The 15,759-nt window shown below is 70.3% G+C and carries 14 protein-coding genes; 11 read left to right on the top strand and 3 right to left on the bottom strand.

The genetic code is table 11. The annotated features are described in order from the left end of the window. Positions 1-244: 244 nt before the first annotated feature. Positions 245-874: a hypothetical protein gene (locus VGE38_RS14130; protein WP_331143192.1), complete on the top strand. Its 630-nt coding sequence runs from the start codon at positions 245-247 to the stop codon at positions 872-874. A 315-nt stretch (positions 875-1,189) separates the two neighbouring features. Here VGE38_RS14130 and VGE38_RS14135 read toward each other — a convergent pair whose 3' ends face one another. Beyond that, positions 1,190-2,413, bottom strand: a complete 1,224-nt coding sequence (locus VGE38_RS14135; protein ID WP_331143193.1) for a PucR family transcriptional regulator — start codon at positions 2,411-2,413, stop codon at positions 1,190-1,192. Positions 2,414-2,834: 421 nt separating this feature from the next. Between VGE38_RS14135 and VGE38_RS17595 the strand changes: the two genes are divergently transcribed. The 10 genes from VGE38_RS17595 to VGE38_RS14190 all read left to right on the top strand — a co-directional run bounded on the left by VGE38_RS17595 (position 2,835) and on the right by VGE38_RS14190 (position 13,685). Next, positions 2,835-4,598, top strand: coding sequence for an ABC transporter permease (locus tag VGE38_RS17595; protein ID WP_524538553.1), 1,764 nt, complete (start codon positions 2,835-2,837; stop codon positions 4,596-4,598). 104 nt (positions 4,599-4,702) lie between these two features. After that, on the top strand, positions 4,703-5,497 hold the full coding sequence (locus tag VGE38_RS14150) for an MlaE family ABC transporter permease (protein WP_414690961.1): 795 nt from the start codon (positions 4,703-4,705) through the stop codon (positions 5,495-5,497). Next, a complete protein-coding gene (locus tag VGE38_RS14155) occupies positions 5,494-6,864 on the top strand; it encodes an MCE family protein (protein WP_331143194.1) in 1,371 nt (456 codons plus the stop codon). Before VGE38_RS14150 ends, VGE38_RS14155 begins: the two co-directional genes overlap by 4 nt. Continuing rightward, positions 6,861-7,898, top strand: coding sequence for an MCE family protein (locus VGE38_RS14160; protein ID WP_331143195.1), 1,038 nt, complete (start codon positions 6,861-6,863; stop codon positions 7,896-7,898). The genes VGE38_RS14155 and VGE38_RS14160 overlap by 4 nt, the downstream gene beginning before the upstream one ends. Then, a complete protein-coding gene (locus VGE38_RS14165; protein ID WP_331143196.1) occupies positions 7,898-8,914 on the top strand; it encodes an MCE family protein in 1,017 nt (338 codons plus the stop codon). The genes VGE38_RS14160 and VGE38_RS14165 overlap by 1 nt, the downstream gene beginning before the upstream one ends. Continuing rightward, entirely contained in the window at positions 8,911-9,966 is a 1,056-nt protein-coding gene (locus tag VGE38_RS14170; RefSeq protein ID WP_331143197.1) for an MCE family protein, read from the top strand. Before VGE38_RS14165 ends, VGE38_RS14170 begins: the two co-directional genes overlap by 4 nt. Positions 9,967-9,977: 11 nt before the next feature. Beyond that, a complete protein-coding gene (locus VGE38_RS14175; protein WP_331143198.1) occupies positions 9,978-11,336 on the top strand; it encodes an MCE family protein in 1,359 nt (452 codons plus the stop codon). Continuing rightward, positions 11,333-12,538, top strand: a complete 1,206-nt coding sequence (locus VGE38_RS14180; RefSeq protein ID WP_331143199.1) for an MlaD family protein — start codon at positions 11,333-11,335, stop codon at positions 12,536-12,538. Before VGE38_RS14175 ends, VGE38_RS14180 begins: the two co-directional genes overlap by 4 nt. 131 nt (positions 12,539-12,669) lie before the next feature. Further along, positions 12,670-13,170, top strand: a complete 501-nt coding sequence (locus VGE38_RS14185; protein ID WP_331143200.1) for a hypothetical protein — start codon at positions 12,670-12,672, stop codon at positions 13,168-13,170. After that, positions 13,167-13,685, top strand: a complete 519-nt coding sequence (locus VGE38_RS14190; protein ID WP_331143201.1) for a hypothetical protein — start codon at positions 13,167-13,169, stop codon at positions 13,683-13,685. The genes VGE38_RS14185 and VGE38_RS14190 overlap by 4 nt, the downstream gene beginning before the upstream one ends. A 103-nt stretch (positions 13,686-13,788) precedes the next feature. On the opposite strand, the gene VGE38_RS14195 is transcribed toward VGE38_RS14190, so the two are convergent. Together VGE38_RS14195 and VGE38_RS14200 are read right to left on the bottom strand one after the other, a co-directional pair. Continuing rightward, positions 13,789-15,147: an MFS transporter gene (locus VGE38_RS14195; protein WP_331143202.1), complete on the bottom strand. Its 1,359-nt coding sequence runs from the start codon at positions 15,145-15,147 to the stop codon at positions 13,789-13,791. Between the two features lie 85 nt (positions 15,148-15,232). Next, positions 15,233-15,754 carry a flavin reductase family protein gene (locus VGE38_RS14200; protein WP_331143203.1) on the bottom strand — a complete coding sequence of 174 codons (522 nt, stop codon included), beginning with the start codon at positions 15,752-15,754 and terminating at the stop codon, positions 15,233-15,235. Positions 15,755-15,759 lie beyond the last annotated feature (5 nt).

A 15,759-nucleotide genomic window follows, 5' to 3' on the forward strand; every position in this document is an offset into this window, starting at 1 on the left:
GACCCCGCGGGGTGCGGCCCACTAGGGCCGCACCCCGTTCTTCTGACCCGACTCGAGTCTTGAGTGGTCCATAACTAGAGAGTTGCCAAAATTTGCCAATTGGCGATGACGCTGATTTGTGACGCAGATGACAATCGAGGCACATTCTTCATCGATCCCACTCGACAACGCCGACGAATCGGAGCCTCCTTGGTTCTGGCGGGAACACCCGTCTCTCCACCCCTCTCGGATAAGGAGTCCTCTCATGCGTCTTGGACGTCTCACCGCAGTAGGCGCCGCCGCCGCCGGCCTCGCCCTGATCGCCGCTCCGGCCAACGCCTTCACGGTCACCAACAGCGGCAGCAACTCGGTCACCGGTACCGCGAAGGGCGTCACCACGCTCACGGCCAACGGTCAGGTGCTGAGCTGCCAGACCTCGAGCGTCAGCGGCACGGTCAACCCCGGCAGCAGCAACCCGGTCGCCAACATCACCTCCGCGAGCTGGAACACCTGCGACTGGAACGGCTACCCCGCCTCCGTCACCGTCACCAACCCGAACTGGCAGCTCAACTACGTCAGTGGTGCCACCAACAACGCCAACGACACCAACATCGCGGGCACGATCACCAACATCAGCAACGTCCTCGTCACTATTAACGGCCCGGCCGGCGTCTGCACGTTCAACGTGACGGGCTCGGTCAACGCGATCTTCAAGGAGAACAACGGCAAGGGCGGCCAGGAGATCACCGTCCTGAGCACCGGCTCGACGCTGACGATCAGCAACCGCAACAACTTCTTCACCTGCGCGGGCCTGGTCAACAACGGCAACACCGCCACCTTCTCCGGCTCGTACAACCTCAACACGCTGGCCGGCCAGATCAACGTCCTGCCCTGACACCATGATCCCCGGCCCCATCGGCTGAGGACCCCGCGGGGTGCGGCCCACTCGGGCTGCACCCCGCTTTCCTTGGGTTGGAGCATGCTTCGCCTTCACCGTCACCAACAGCGGCAGCAACGCAGTCACCGGGACCGCCAAGGGCCCGGTCACGTTCACGGTCAACGGCCAGACGCTGGCACGCCTGGCACGCACCAGTTCGACCACCGGCTTGACGGTCAAACTCGCAGCGCCAATCCGGTCGCCAACGTCACCTCCGCGACCTGGTTTGGCTGCACCTGGACCAGATGAACATCCAGCCCTGAGGCATCAGAATCACCGGCGGCGACGGCGGGCGGCGTCCTGCCACTCGGGGAGCGCCGCGCCGAGTGCCATCAGCAGCCGCATCCGCTCCTTGGGGTCGCCGAGCCGATCGCCGAAGAGGTCGCGCAGCCGACGCTGCCGGTAGCGCACCGTCTGCTCGTGCACGCCGAGCTCCTTGGCGATGTGCTGGGCGCCGGAGGTGCTGGTCAGCCACAGCTGCAGCGTCCAGGCGAGGGCGTGGCGGTTATGCGGTTGCAGAACCGCGAGCGGCGCCAGGCTCGAGGCGACCAGGAAGTCGCGCAGGGCCGGGTCGGCTGCCAGCAGCAGCAGCTCGGTCCACTCGGTGCAGTCGATCACCGGCGCCGACGGCAGCTGACCGGTGCGGCGCAGGTGCAGCGCCCGCCTCGCCCAGCGGTGGGCGTCGGGTGCCGAACGCAGCCGGACTGGACCCATCAGAGCGATCGGGGCGGGATGCACGGCGGCGAGCAGCCGGTCGCGCATGCCGTCGTACGCCGCCGCGTCGACGATGACGGTCGTGCGGTTCGTGTCGTCCCAGGTGAGCAGTCCGCGGCCGAAGCGGACGAGATCGAGCTCTGCCGTCCGCGCTGAGCGCTCGACGACGGCGACCATCACCTGCCTCGGCATGGGCCAGTCCGCGGCCGCCGCCAGCTGCGGCACCGCGGGGCTGTCCGGAGCCAGCAGGAGCGCTCGGCCGAGCCGGGCCCGCACGTCGTGCGGTCGCTTCGCGGCGAAGAAGCCTGCCTCGACATGGAGGAACAGCTCGTCCATCAAGGTGTGCAACAGGTCGCCCAGCTCGGAGAGCGTCCTCGTGCCGGCCTCGACCTCGGTGCAGTAGCGGGAGATCTCCCGCCAGGCCTGGCGGGTGGCGACCTGCCAGGCAGCCAGCATCCGGTCCAAGTGGTGACGGTCCTCGGCCTCGCCTCGACCCAGCCGGCCGAACAGCTCGGCGAGGTCCGGTCGCCGCGCCCGTTTGCCGGCGGCCAGCTCCAGGAAGTGGGCGACGGCCGCGTCGATGGCCGCCTTCATCAATTGATGTCGCCGTCGCCCCGGTCTGCTGGCGTAGACGGTCACCTCGGCCTCGATCCCACGCAGGATGATCCCGGCGATCTGCTTGCTGAGGCCGCGGAGGCCCGCCACCACCTCGTCGGGCACCGCGGACGGCACGATCGGGTCACTGCCGCTGCGCTGGTGTGGCGGACCAAGTCCCTCGTTCATGAGCCCTCCAAGAGGACTCCGGCACCCTCGCGTCCGTCGTCCCCGGGTCAGGGGACTCCTCGCGTCCCGAACCGGCCACCACACAGGTATGACGGCGGGCGTGTCGGTGAGAGAGTTGTCACCGTCGTGACAAGAATCGGCACGTCGGCGTCGCAGTCGCCCGCAACGGCTCCCTGTGACGAGAGTCGGGTCGAGGGGTGTGGCCGGTCGCCCGCGTCGGAGCGCCCGGACCGGCTTGACGACGGGTTCTTGTCAGGCCGACCACAACTGAAGATAACGAAACGATAACGACGGCGGCGATCTGGGGCGCTCAGACCCTTGTGACAGCAGGCACACCTAACGTCTCGTTCTGGCACCGGCCCACCGTGGGGGGTTGGCCGGTGCCACTAAAGCAACCACTCGCACACACCAGGGAGAGCCCGTGGGCGGCACCGTCGAGGTCGAAGGCCTCACCAAGAGCTTCGGGGCGCAGAACATCTGGAGCGACGTCACCCTGACGTTGCCTCCGGGTGAGATCACTGCGCTGCTGGGGCCCTCGGGCACCGGCAAGTCGGTCTTCCTGAAGTCCCTGATGGGCCTGATCCGGCCCGAGGCCGGCGTCTGCCAGGTCAACGGCGTCGACATGGTCCGGGCCAAGGAGTCGCAGCGTCTCGAGCTGCGCAAGCGGTTCGGTGTGCTCTTCCAGGACGGTGCGCTGTTCGGGTCGATGAGCGTCTACGACAACGTCGCGTTCCCCCTGCGCTCGCACACCCACAAGACCGAGCGGGAGATCCGCCAGATCGTCTCCGACAAGCTCGACCTGGTCGGGCTGCTCGGCCAGGAGCACAAGCTGCCCGGCGAGATGTCCGGCGGTATGCGCAAGCGCGCCGGCCTGGCCCGCTCCCTGGTCACCGATCCCGAGATCATCCTGTGCGACGAGCCCGACTCCGGCCTCGACCCGGTCCGCACCGCCAACCTCGCCCAGCTGCTTCTCGACGTCAACGCCGCCACCGACGCCACCATGCTGGTCGTCACCCACAACATCGAGCTGGCGCGCACGCTGCCCGACAACCTCGGCATGCTCTACCGCCGCCGGCTCGTGATGTTCGGCCCGCGGGAGGAGTTCCTCCTCACCGACCACCCCGTCGTGTCGCAGTTCATGAGCGGCGACCCGGTCGGCCCGATCGGCATGAGCGAGGAGGTCGACCACAGCGTCAACGAGGACCTCGACGGGCCCGAGGGCGGCTTCCCCGGCGGGGGAGTGGCCACCATCCGCGCCGGCGCGCGCGCCATCGAGGTGCTCCCGCGCCAGCTGGTGCCCGCCGGTGGGATGGTCCGCGCCGCCACCGAGCGGCACAGTCACCGGGTCCGCTCCGGCACCGCGCCGCTCTACGTCGACGACGAGGAGGCTGACCGAGCGCCCGTCGTACCCCGCCCGGACCCGGTCAGCCGCGCGCTCGGCCAGGTCGGCAACCTCTTCGCGCTCGCCCTCGACACCGTCCGGGCCACGTTCCGGCGGCCGTTCGCGGCGCGTGAGGTGCTCGAGCAGTTCTGGTTCGTCACCAACGTCTCCTGGATCCCGGCGATGCTGGTCGCGATCCCGTTCGGCGCGGTCATCGCGCTGCAGCTCGGCAGCCTGACGGTGCAGGTGGGCGCCCAGTCGTTCACCGGCGCGGCGTCCGTGCTCGCCGTGGTGCAACAGGCAGCGCCCATCGTCACGACACTCGTGATCGCCGGCGCCGGAGGCGCGGCGATCTGCGCCGACCTCGGAGCGAGGACCATCCGCGAGGAGATCGACGCCCTCAAGGTGATCGGCGTCGATCCGGTGCAGCGGCTCGTCGTGCCGCGCGTGATCGCCTGTGTTGCCGCGGCGATCCTGCTCAACGGGCTGGTGTCGGTCGTCGGCGTGCTCGGCGGCTACTTCTTCAACGTCATCGTCCAGGGCGGCACCCCCGGTGCCTACCTCGCCAGCTTCACCGCCCTCGCTCAGATCTCCGACCTCATGGTCAGCGAGCTCAAGGCTGCCATCTTCGGCTTCCTGGCCGGCGTGGTCGCCGCCTACCGCGGCCTCAACACCCGCCCCGGTCCGAAGGGCGTCGGCGACTCGGTCAACCAGTCGGTCGTCGTGACGTTCCTGCTGCTGTTCTTCGTCAACTTCGTCATCACGACGCTCTACCTGCAGCTGTTTCCCGGAAAGGGGGCGTGATGACTGCGGAGGTTCCTGTGGCCGGGCGGTCTCGCCACGCGTCGCCTCGGGGATCGGCGCCTCGACCTGCGGCGAAGCTGCTGGCGCGACCGGCGGAGAACGCCGTGGACGCGCTGGCGCGGACCGGTCGTGACCTGCGGTTCTACGGGCGTGTCCTCGCGGCGGTTCCCTACGCGCTGCGGCGCTTCCCGAAGGACGTGCTCGCGATCCTGTCCGAGGTCAGCTTCGGCTCCGGCGCGCTGGCCGTCATCGGCGGCACCATCGGCGTGATGGTCGGCATGTGCATGTTCGTCGGCACCGTGGTCGGCATGCAGGGCTACGCCGCCCTCGACCAGATCGGCACCGCCACCCTCAACGGCTTCATCTCGGCGTACTTCAACACCCGCGAGATCGCGCCGCTGGTCGCCGCGCTGGCCATGTCGGCCACCGTCGGCGCCGGCTTCACTGCCCAGCTCGGCGCGATGCGGATCAACGAGGAGATCGACGCCCTGCGGGTCATCGGCGTCCCGGCCGTGCCCTATCTCGTGACCACCCGCGTCATCGCCGGGTTCGTCGCGATCATCCCGCTCTACGTCGTCGGGCTGCTGACGTCGTACGCCGGCTCCCGGATCGTCACCGTGTGGTTCCGCGGCCAGAGCGCGGGGACCTACGACCACTACTTCGGGCTGTTCCTGCCGCCGGTCGACATCCTGCTGTCTTTCGGCAAGGTGCTGGTCTTCTCGGTGCTGATCATCCTCATCCACTGCCGCATCGGCTACCAGGCCAGCGGTGGCCCGGCCGGCGTCGGCATCGCCGTGGGCCGCTCGGTGCGCCGCAGCATCGTGACCGTCGCCCTGCTCGACCTGGTGCTCTCGCTGGCCATGTGGGGGAGCACCACGACGGTAAGGATCGCTGGATGACCGACCTCCGGAACTCAGCCCCGACGACGCTGGTGAGTCGCCGGGTCGTCGACGCCATGCTCGGCTGCTGCTACCTGCTGCTGGTAGGGGCGCTGCTGGCCGGCGCCGTCCTCGTCTACGACAAGGCGTTCGTCGACCGCACCTCGGTGGTGCTCAACGCCGGGACGCTCGGCAACGCCATCCAGACCGGCTCCGACGTGAAGCTGCGCGGTGTGCCGGTCGGCACCGTCGACGCGATCGAGCCGACGGCCACCGGGGCCCGGCTCACCCTCGCCCTGGAGCCCGAGGTCGCCGAGACACTGCCCTCCCACACCACCGCCCGGCTGCTGCCCAAGACCCTGTTCGGGGAGCGCTACGTCTCACTGGTGGTCTCGACCAGCGAGGACACCAACGCCTCTAGCGGCGGCCTCCGTGCCGGTGCGGAGATCCAGCAGGACTCCTCGGCCGAGGCGGTCGAGCTGCAGGAGCTCTTCGACGAGATGCTGCCGATGCTGCAGGCGCTCCAGCCCGACAAGCTCACCGCGACCCTCGGCGAGCTGGCCGCGATGCTGCGGGGCCAGGGCACCGCGATCGGTGACTCGATGGCCGCCTGGAACGCCTACCTCGCCAAGCTCAACCCGCTGGTCCCGCAGATGGCCGACGATCTCGGCGCGCTCGGCCGTGTCGCCACGCAGTACGCCGACGCCATGCCGGACCTCCTCGACGCCCTGGACACCATGACCACCACCGCGGCCACGATGGTCGACCAGCGCGACCAGCTCAGCCAGGTCTTCGCGACCGTCATCGACGCCTCCGACGCCAGCACGGGCTGGGTGCGCGCCAACGACCAGACCATCGAGGTACTCGCCGAGGAGAGCCGCGCGGCGCTGCAGGCGGTCGCGCCGTACTCCCGGCAGTTCCCCTGCCTCCTGCGCGCGGTGCGCGACTTCGTGCCGAAGATGGACGCGACCCTCGGCAAGGGCACCGACGAGCCGGGCATGCACGTGGTGCTCAACGTGGTCCCGACCCGGGGCAAGTACGTCGCCGGACGCGATGCCGTGAGCTACCAGACGGGCAAGGCGCCGCGGTGCCCCTACGTCACCGGGCAGACCGGTGCTCAGCCGGTCGGCCGAGCGGCGAGCGGCGGTGACGCCGCTGGTCGTGCCGAGACCCCGACCGACGCGGAGCCGGCCGCCATCGCCCCGCCGCCGAGCAGCAGGCTCGCGCAGGTCGACTCCGACCTGGGCGAGGCCAACTCACCGGCGGAGAACCAGCTCATCGCCGAGCTGCTGGCCGCCAGCGAGGGGCTGGCGCCGACTGACTATCCCGACTGGGCCAGCCTGCTGGTCGGCCCGACCCTGCGCGGAGCGGAGGTGACGCTGCGATGAGCCGCCTCCACGGCCTGAGGGCCACCCTGGCCAAGAGCGTGCTGTTCACGGTCGTCACCGTGCTGGCGACCCTGGCGCTGGCGGGCACGATCCGCAACAGCACCAGCGGGACCGGGCAGACCTACACCGCGCTGTTCACCGACGCGACCAGCCTGCACAGCGGCGACGACGTCCGCATGGCGGGCGTCAAGGTCGGCACCGTCAAGCAGGTCGAGGTGGCCGAGGACGCCGCCGCGGGCGACGTCGCGAAGGTGCGGTTCACCGTCGTCGACAGCGCTCCGCTGGCGGCCGGCACCACCGCCGAGCTCCGGTTCCGCAACCTGGTCGGCCAGCGCTACATCGCGCTGACGCCGCCGGCGACGCCGGGGGAGAAGCTGCCCGCCGGCCACACCTTCGCCGTCGACCAGACCCGTCCCGCGCTCGACCTGACCCTGCTGTTCAACGGCTTCCAGCCGTTGTTCCGGCTGCTCGACCCCGAGGACGTGAACGCCCTGAGCGCCCAGATCATCGCCGTCTTCCAGGGTGAGGGACCCACCGTGGAGGACCTCCTGGACAGCGCGGCCGAGCTGACCTCGACGCTCGCCGACCGCGACGCCGTCATCGGCCGGCTGATCACCGACCTGGACGCGGTGCTGCAGGTCGTCAACGGCCGCTCCGACCAGCTCGACACCACCGTCGTGACACTCCAGCAGCTGGTCAGCGGCCTGGCCGAGGATCGCGCCACGATCGGCGAGAGCATCGCCGGGATGGGCGAGCTCACCGAGAGCGTCGCCGGCCTCCTCGAGAACGGCCGCGCCCCGCTGAAGGACTCCATCGCCGGGCTGGGTGAGGTCTCGGCCAACCTGGCCGACTCCGAGCAGGTGGTCGACAGCTTCCTCAAGACGCTGCCCACCAAGCTCGACAAGATCGGCCGGCTCGGCAGCTACGGCTCCTGGCTCAACTTCTACCTCTGTTCGATCGAGGGGCGGATCCCGCTGCCCGAGGGCTATATGGGCGACCTCGGTGCCAACCCGGTCGCGGGGAGGTGCCGCTGATGGCCCGCCGTTTCCCGACCTCCTTCGCCGAGCGCAACAAGGTCGTCATCGCCGTGGTCGGCCTGCTGGCTCTCACGCTCACCTTCCTGGCCGCGTTCTACGCCGAGTCGCTCCCCGTCATCGGCGGTGGCGCGAAGCGCAGTGCCTACTTCGCCGAGGCGGGCGGGCTCAAGGTCGGCAACGAGGTCCGCGTCGCCGGCGTCAAGGTCGGCAAGGTCACCGGCATCGACCTCGAGGGCGACCGGGTCGAGGTCACCTTCCGCACCAAGGGCGTGGAGCTGGGGGACCAGACCGCTGCCGCGATCCGGGTGAAGACGCTCCTGGGCCAGAAGTACCTCGCCCTGGACCCCGCCGGCACTGGTTCCCTGGACGCGCCGATCCCGGTCACGCGCACCACGACGCCGTACGACGTCAACGCGGCGCTGTCCGACCTGGCCAGCACCGTCGACGAGATCGACACCGCCCAGCTGGAGCAGAGCCTCGACACGCTGTCGGAGGCCTTCGCCAACACGCCGGACTCGGTGCGCGCGATGGTCAGCGGGCTCACCGATCTCTCGCGGACGATCTCGACCCGCGACGAGGAGCTGGTCTCGCTGTTCTCCCAGACCCAGCAGGTCACCGGCACGCTCGCCGAGCGCAACGAGGAGATCGGCGCGCTCATCGAGGACGGCGACGCCCTGCTGACCGAGCTGGCCCGGCGCCGTGAGGCGGTCAACGCGATGCTCAGCGGCACCGCACGGCTCGGCACCCAGGTGCGGGGGCTGGTGGCCGACAACGAGAAGCAGCTGCGCCCGGCGCTGGCGAAGCTCGACCGCGTCACCGCGATCCTGCAGCGCAACCAGGCCAACCTCGACGACGCGCTGGCCAAGGTCGGCCCGTACTACCGGATGCTGACCTCCGCGCTCGGGAACGGCCGCTGGGTCGACGCCTATCTGTGCGGTCTCTTCGACGACCAGGTGGCTCCGGTGCTCGAGAACGACGTGGTCCGCGACTGCCAGCCGGGAGGTGCCCGATGAGCCTGCTCTCGAAGCGTTCCGCGATCGTCGCCGTGGCCGGCGGTCTCGCGCTCACCGCCGTGGCCGGCGCCGGCCTGGCCACCGGTGCCGACCTGCCCGGACTGCCGGGCGAGACGGTCGAGGTGTCGGCCACGTTCGCCTCCGCGGTCGGTCTCTACCCCGGCTCCGACGTCCAGGTGCTCGGCGTCAAGGTCGGCACCGTGACCGCCGTCGAGCCGAAGCGCGACGGCGTGCTGGTGAGCATGGAGCTCGACGACGACGACGTGGCCGCCGCCGACACCGGTGCGGTGATCGTCGCACCGACCATGGTCAGCGACCGGTTCGTGCAGCTCACCTCGCCCTACACCGGGGGCGCCGCCCTGAAGGCCGGCGCCACGATCGAGGAGACGGGCGTGCCGGTCGAGGTCGACGAGCTCTACTCCAGCCTCACCGACCTGGCCGAGCAGCTCGGCCCGGAGGGTGCCAACAAGAACGGCGCGCTCTCGCGGCTGCTCGAGACCGCTGCGGCGAACCTCAAGGGCCAGGGTGGCGACATCAACCAGATGATCGACGAGTTCGGCAAGGCCACCGGCGCGCTCGCCAACTCCGACGACGACTTCTTCGCGACCGTCGGCAACCTCGACCAGTTCAACAGCATGCTTCTCGAGCACGACGAGGGCGTCGCCTCCGCCAACCGGCAGCTCGCCGAGGTGAGCCGCTACCTCGCCGAGGACTCCGATGATCTCGGTGCCGCGATCGCCAATCTCGGCGACGCGCTGGCGGTGCTCGACGACTTCATCGACGACAACCGGAGCAACCTCAAGTCCAGCGTGGAGAAGCTGCGCGGCCCCACGCAGGTGCTGGTCAACCAGAAGAAGTCCCTCGCCGAGGCGGTGCGGACCATTCCGGTGGCGCTGCAGAACTTCCTGGCGGCGTACAACCCCACCTACAACACCGTCGACGGCCGCGGGAACCTCAACGAGCTCACCGTGTGGTCCACGGACGGTCTCACCGCCCGTACCTCGCCCAGCGCCCCGCCGGTGCTGCTGCCCGGGATCGGAGAGGGCCAGTGATGTTCCGAGGGATGCGCCGAGGGCTGCGCCGCTCCGCGATCGTCGCGCTGCTGCTGTTCGTCTGCAGCGGGTGCGGACTGACCAGCGGCTGGGTCTACGACGCGCCGCTGCCCGGTGGCGCCGACGTGGGCGACCACCCCATCACGCTGACCGCCGACTTCGGCGACGTCCTGGACCTGGTCCCGCAGTCCAGCGTCAAGATCGACAACGTCCCCGTCGGCCGGGTCAGCGACATCGAGCTCAACGACGACGGCCACAGCGCCCGGGTGACCCTGGTCGTCAACGGTGACGTCGACCTGCCTGCCGGCACCACCGCCCGGCTGCAGACCACGGCCCTGCTGGGGGAGAAGTACGTCGCCCTGGTGCGCCCGTCCTCGGGCACGGGCACCGCTGCCGCGGCCTCGTCCGGCACCCAGCTGGTCGACGGCGCCCACATCCCGCTCGACGGGACCTCCGCGGCGGCCGAGGTCGAGCAGGTGCTCGGCGCACTGTCGATGGTGCTCAACGGCGGTGGCATCGGGCAGTTCCAGGAGATCTCCCGTGAGCTGCAGGCGATCAGCACCGACCGTCCCGAGGAGATCCGTGGGTTCCTGCGCCAGATGGAGCGCTTCGTCACGACGCTGGCGGACCGCAAGGACTCCATCACCGCGGCGATCGACGGCCTCGCAGCGCTCTCGACGCGCCTGGAGCAGGACAAGGACAAGCTCGCCAACGCGCTGGACGGGCTCAGCCCCGGCATGCAGGTCATGGTCGACCAGCGCGAGGAGCTGACCCGGATGCTCGCCTCGCTGGAGGAGCTGTCCGACGTCACGGTCGCGACGCTCGACGCCTCCCAGCGCGACATCGTCGCGGACTTCAAGGCCCTCGACCCGATCCTGACCCAGCTCGCCAAGGCCGGCTCGGACCTGCCCAACTCGCTGCAGATCCTGCTGACCTATCCATTCCCCGACTCGGTGCTCGGGGCGATCAAGGGTGACTACTTGAACGTCTTCGTCACCACGAACTTCCGCACACTTCCCACCGGGTGCGCGGAAGGGGGCTGCGCGTGGCCCCAGGTGGGTAGCGGGTCGGCTGGCGCCGCCGCGCGTCGGTCCCTTCCCTCAGGGATCGGCACTGCTGCGACGGCGCCGCCGGCCCTGCTACCCCCCACCAGCTCGCCCGTCGCCGGCGCATCATCCTCGAGCGTGCCGGCGCCGAGCCTATTGCCGTCCGTCGCGGCCGGAACCCCGCATGCGGCCGCTTCCTCCCAGGCGCCCACCCCCAGTGGGTCGGCCTCACCGTCATCTCCTTCTTCTTCGACGGCTGAGCCCACCCCACTGCCGAGCGGGAGCCCGGCCGCGACGGACCCCACCCCTGAGGAGCAGCCGTGATCAAGAGGAGCACGCGCGTCAAGATCGCCGCGTTCGTCACCCTCGGCCTCGTCGGCACCTCCTACCTCGGCCTGAAGTACGCCGGGCTGGACTCCTTCGGGGCGGGGTATGAGGTCTCGGTGTCCCTTCCGGACGCCGGAGGCCTGTTCGTCAACGGCGAGGTGACCTACCACGGCGTGCCCGTGGGCGAGGTGACCTCGCTGACGGCGACCGGCTCCGGAGTGCAGGCCCGGATCCGGATCGACGGGGACGCGCCGGCGATCCCCGCCGACGTCACCGCCGCGGTCGCCAACCGCTCCGTGATCGGTGAGCAGTACCTCGACCTGCGCAGTCCCGGCGTCTCAGGTGCGTCCGGCACGTCTGGCACCGCCGCCGACTCCGCCGCCGGTTCCTCGGAGCTGGGCGATGGCGACCGGCTCACCGTGGCCGACGACGCCCTGCCGCCCGACATCGCCCGGCTGCTGCGCAGCGGTCGCGACTTCACCGCCTCGGTGCCCGCCGACGCGCTCGACACGGTGATCGACGAGACCTACGAACTGGCGCGCGGCAGCTCCGGCGACCTGCGCCGGCTGGTCGAGACCTCGCTGTCCTACCAGCAGGCCGCCGACCGCAACTTCCTCACCAGCGCCTCCCTGATCCGCAACTCCGAGGCGGTGCTGCGCACGCAGGAGGCCTCCGCGGACAGCCTCCGCGCCTACAGCCGCGACCTCGGCGTCCTCGCGGACACGCTGCGCGACTCCGACGGCGACCTGCGAGCGTTGATCGCGAACTCGCCGGCCGCCGCGCGGCAGATCGGGGCGCTCATCGACGACGTCGGCCGGCCGCTCGGGACCCTGATGGGGAACCTGGTCACGACCGCCCAGGTGTTCGGCACCCACTCCGCGGGGGTGGAGGACACCATGATCCGGCTGCCCGAGGCGATCTCGATCGGGTGGGCCATCACCGGCTCCCGCGGCACGAACCTCGGCCTGGTTCCCTCGTTCTTCGACCCGCTGCCCTGTGTGAGCGGCTACGGTGGGACCCCGCTGCGACCGGGCACCGACACCTCGGACGGCGCCCCGCTCAACACCCGCGCCGGCTGCACCCTGCCGCCGTCGTCGGGTGTCGGCGTCCGTGGGCCGGGAGCGGTCCCGGCCGCCAAGCCCGCGGCGCGGCTGGACGTCGCCGACTCGCTCGGTGACCTGCTCGGAGGAGACGAATGACGACGGAGGTCTCGGACGTGACGGAGGTGCCCGATGGCAAGGACGCGCTGGCGGCATCGGACGCCACGGATGTGCCGGCCTCGGGTGCTCGGACGACGTCCTCCCCGTCGTTGTTGGCCAGGCTCTCGCACGTGGCACCCTGGCGGGGGGTGCTCCTGCCGGCTACGGCCGCGCTCGTGATGGCCGCCGGCCTGCTGGTGTGGTGGCGGGCCGCGCACGACGACTCGCTGGCGATGGCCGAGACCCGCGACGCGGTGCTGATCGCGGCGACCGCCAACATCGAGACCATGAACAGCCTCGACTACCGCAAGGTCGACGACGGCCTCGCGGCCTGGTCGGCCGTCACCACCGGCACGCTGCACGACCAGATCACGCAGATCTCCGAGGAGGACCGCAAGCTCCTCGCCGACCAGCAGAAGATCTCGGTGGGCCAGGTCGTCGACGCTGCCGTGCTCGACCTCGACGCGGCCAAGGCGACCGTCGTCGCCTCCCTCGAGGTGACCGTGTCCGACGGACTCGACCCCGACGCCGAGCCGAGCGTGAAGCGCAACCGGTTCAGCGCCGACCTGGTGCGCGTCGGCGGCGAGTGGCTGCTCGAGCGCCTCGACCAGGTGGCGGTGGAGGTCTCGTGATCACGCTCTCCCGCCGTACCCTCGTGCGGCAACTGCCGCTCATCGCGGCCGCTGTGATGGTCGCGGTCGGCGCCGTCGGGTTCTGGCAGGCCCGCGATCTGCGCACCACGCCGTCGGCCGAGAATCTCGCGGTCGTGGACGCCACGGCCACCGCCGAGGTGCAGGCCGAGGTGTCGCAGGCGCTGGTGCGGGTGCTCAGCTACGACTTCAGCGATCCCGCGACGACGCAGCAGGCCGCCGACCAGGTGCTCAGCGGCAAGGCGCGCAAGGAGTACGACACCCTCTTCGCCTCGCTCCAGGAGCGGGCGCCGGGTCAGCAGCTCGTGCTCTCCGCCCAGGTGCAGGTGGCCGCGGTCAAGCAGCTCACCGAGACCTCGGCATCACTGCTCGTGTTCCTCGACCAGACCTCCCAGCGCGCCACCGACGAGGAGGCGTCGATCTCCGCCGCCCAGCTCGCGGTGGCCGCCCGGAAGGTCGACGGCAACTGGCGGATCACCGGGCTCGACCCGCTCTGAGCGGCAGCCCGGCCGATCCCCGGGCACGGGGCCTCGTGACGTGCCTCGGGCACCGCCGTCTCCGACGGCGGTGCCCGAGCGTCTGGTCCCGGCCGAGCGCCGTTCAGTCCTTCCCGACGATGGCGAGGTCGGTAGCGCGGGTCTCCTTCGCGATCAGGGAGGCGAGCAGGGAGACCACGCCCATCGCGGCGAGGTAGGCGCCGATCGCAAAGCCGGTGTCGAACTTCGCGTAGAGCCAGATCGCGATGATCGGCGCCAGCGACCCGGCGAGCACCGACGCGAGGTTGTAGGCCAGGGAGACACCGGAGTAGCGGACCTCGGTCGGGAAGAGCTCGGCGAAGAAGGCGCCGATCACCGCGCTGAACGCGGCGAAGATGAACAGCCCGCCGGCGACGGCCACGATGATCAGGCCCGAGTTCTTGGTGTCCAGCAGGCCGAAGAAGACGAAGGCCCACACGATCGTGGCGATCGAGGCGAACAGATAGACCGGACGCCGGCCGATCCGGTCGGCCAGCATCGCGATCAGCGGGATCGCGACCACCGCGACACCCTGCCCGATCATCACCGCGGTCAGCGCCACGGACTTGTCGAGCTCGAGCATCTTGGTGACATAGGTGATCACGAACAGCGAGTAGATGTAGAAGCCGGCGTTCTCACCGAAGCGGGTGGCGGCGGCGAGCAGGACCATGCGCCAGTGCTGGGTGACGACGACGCCAGCCGGCAGGCCCTTGGGCGCCCGCTCGGCCTCCTTCTGCGCCTGCTCGAACATCGGGGTCTCGGTGACGTAGAGCCGCAGGAAGAGCCCGATGACGACGAGGAGGGCAGACAGCGCGAAGGCGATGCGCCAGCCCCACGACTCGAACGCGTCGCTGGGAAGCGTGGCGCCGAGCACTGCCAGCACACCGGCGGCCATCAGGTTGCCCAGCGGTGGTCCCACGTTGGGCCACGAGGCGAAGAACGCGCGCCGGGTGGAGTCGCCGTGCTCGGAGACCAGGAGCACCGCTCCGCCCCACTCGCCACCGAGCGCGAACCCCTGGACGAGGCGCAGGAACACCAGCAGGATCGGTGCCAGGATCCCGATCGCGCCGTAGGTCGGGAGCAAGGCGATGAGGAAGGTCGCCACGCCCATCAGCAGCAGGCTCGCGATGAGGGTCGCTCGCCGGCCGCGGCGGTCGCCGTAGTGGCCGAGCACGACCGCGCCGACCGGCCGGGCGACGAAGCCCACGGCGTAGGTTGCGAAGGCCAGCACCGTGCCCATCAGCGGGTCGGAGTCGGGGAAGAACAGGGCGGGGAAGACCAGCGCCGCGGCGGTCCCGTAGAGGAAGAAGTCGTACCACTCCACGGCGGTGCCAGCCAGGCTCGACGCGGCGATGACCGGGAGGCTGGTGTGCCCGCGACGCTCCGTGCGGCGGGGGCCCGGACCGCCTTCCTTGCTAGGTTGATCGAGGGTTGAGTTGGACATGATGCTCTCCTGACGGGTGGGTGTCCGCTGACCACGCCTCGGCCGTTGTTGCCGCAACGGCCGAGGCACACGTCCCGAGGGACGTCTAGAAGAACCAGTGCTCGGGCTCGTGCCCGTGCTGCTGGATGTCGCTGAACTTGCCGCCGTAGAACCCGAGCGGCTCGCCCTCGCGCATGGTGGCGCCGAGAACGGCGCCGAGGACGATCGTGTGGTCCCCGGCCTCGACGACCCGCTCCACGTCGCACTCCAGGTGGGCCAACGCCTGCGGTACGACGGGCACCCGGTGCCCTGCGTAGTCGAGGTCGAGACCGGCGAAGTGGTCTTCGCCGCGCGCCGCGAACCGCAACGCGATCGCCTGCTGGCGCTTGGAGAGGATGTTGACCACGAACCTGCCCGACGACACCGCGGCCTCCGCGGTGCGGGCGCCGTGGTTGAAGCACACGAGCAGCAGCGGCGGCTCGAGCGAGACCGAGGTGAGGGAGTTGACGGTCATCCCGTGCGGCCTGCCGTCCTCTTCGGTCGTGATGACGGCCACGCCGGTGGCGAAGCGACCCATCGCCTGGCGCATGGCCATGGGGTCGACCAGTGGTGCGGTCATCGCGCTCATCTCCG

Origin of the sequence: Nocardioides sp., from assembly GCF_036405735.1 — a bacterium.
Taxonomy (GTDB): Bacteria; Actinomycetota; Actinomycetes; order Propionibacteriales; family Nocardioidaceae; genus Nocardioides.

Excerpts from the sequence above, each read along its gene's own strand:
- VGE38_RS14130 (WP_331143192.1), top strand. The coding sequence starts at position 245 with ATGCGTCTTGGACGTCTCACCGCAGTAGGCGCCGCCGCCGCCGGCCTC.
- VGE38_RS14135 (WP_331143193.1), bottom strand. The coding sequence starts at position 2,413 with ATGAACGAGGGACTTGGTCCGCCACACCAGCGCAGCGGCAGTGACCCG.
- VGE38_RS14155 (WP_331143194.1), top strand. The coding sequence starts at position 5,494 with ATGACCGACCTCCGGAACTCAGCCCCGACGACGCTGGTGAGTCGCCGG.
- VGE38_RS14160 (WP_331143195.1), top strand. The coding sequence starts at position 6,861 with ATGAGCCGCCTCCACGGCCTGAGGGCCACCCTGGCCAAGAGCGTGCTG.
- VGE38_RS14165 (WP_331143196.1), top strand. The coding sequence starts at position 7,898 with ATGGCCCGCCGTTTCCCGACCTCCTTCGCCGAGCGCAACAAGGTCGTC.
- VGE38_RS14170 (WP_331143197.1), top strand. The coding sequence starts at position 8,911 with ATGAGCCTGCTCTCGAAGCGTTCCGCGATCGTCGCCGTGGCCGGCGGT.
- VGE38_RS14175 (WP_331143198.1), top strand. The coding sequence starts at position 9,978 with ATGCGCCGAGGGCTGCGCCGCTCCGCGATCGTCGCGCTGCTGCTGTTC.
- VGE38_RS14195 (WP_331143202.1), bottom strand. The coding sequence starts at position 15,147 with ATGTCCAACTCAACCCTCGATCAACCTAGCAAGGAAGGCGGTCCGGGC.
- VGE38_RS14200 (WP_331143203.1), bottom strand. The coding sequence starts at position 15,754 with ATGAGCGCGATGACCGCACCACTGGTCGACCCCATGGCCATGCGCCAG.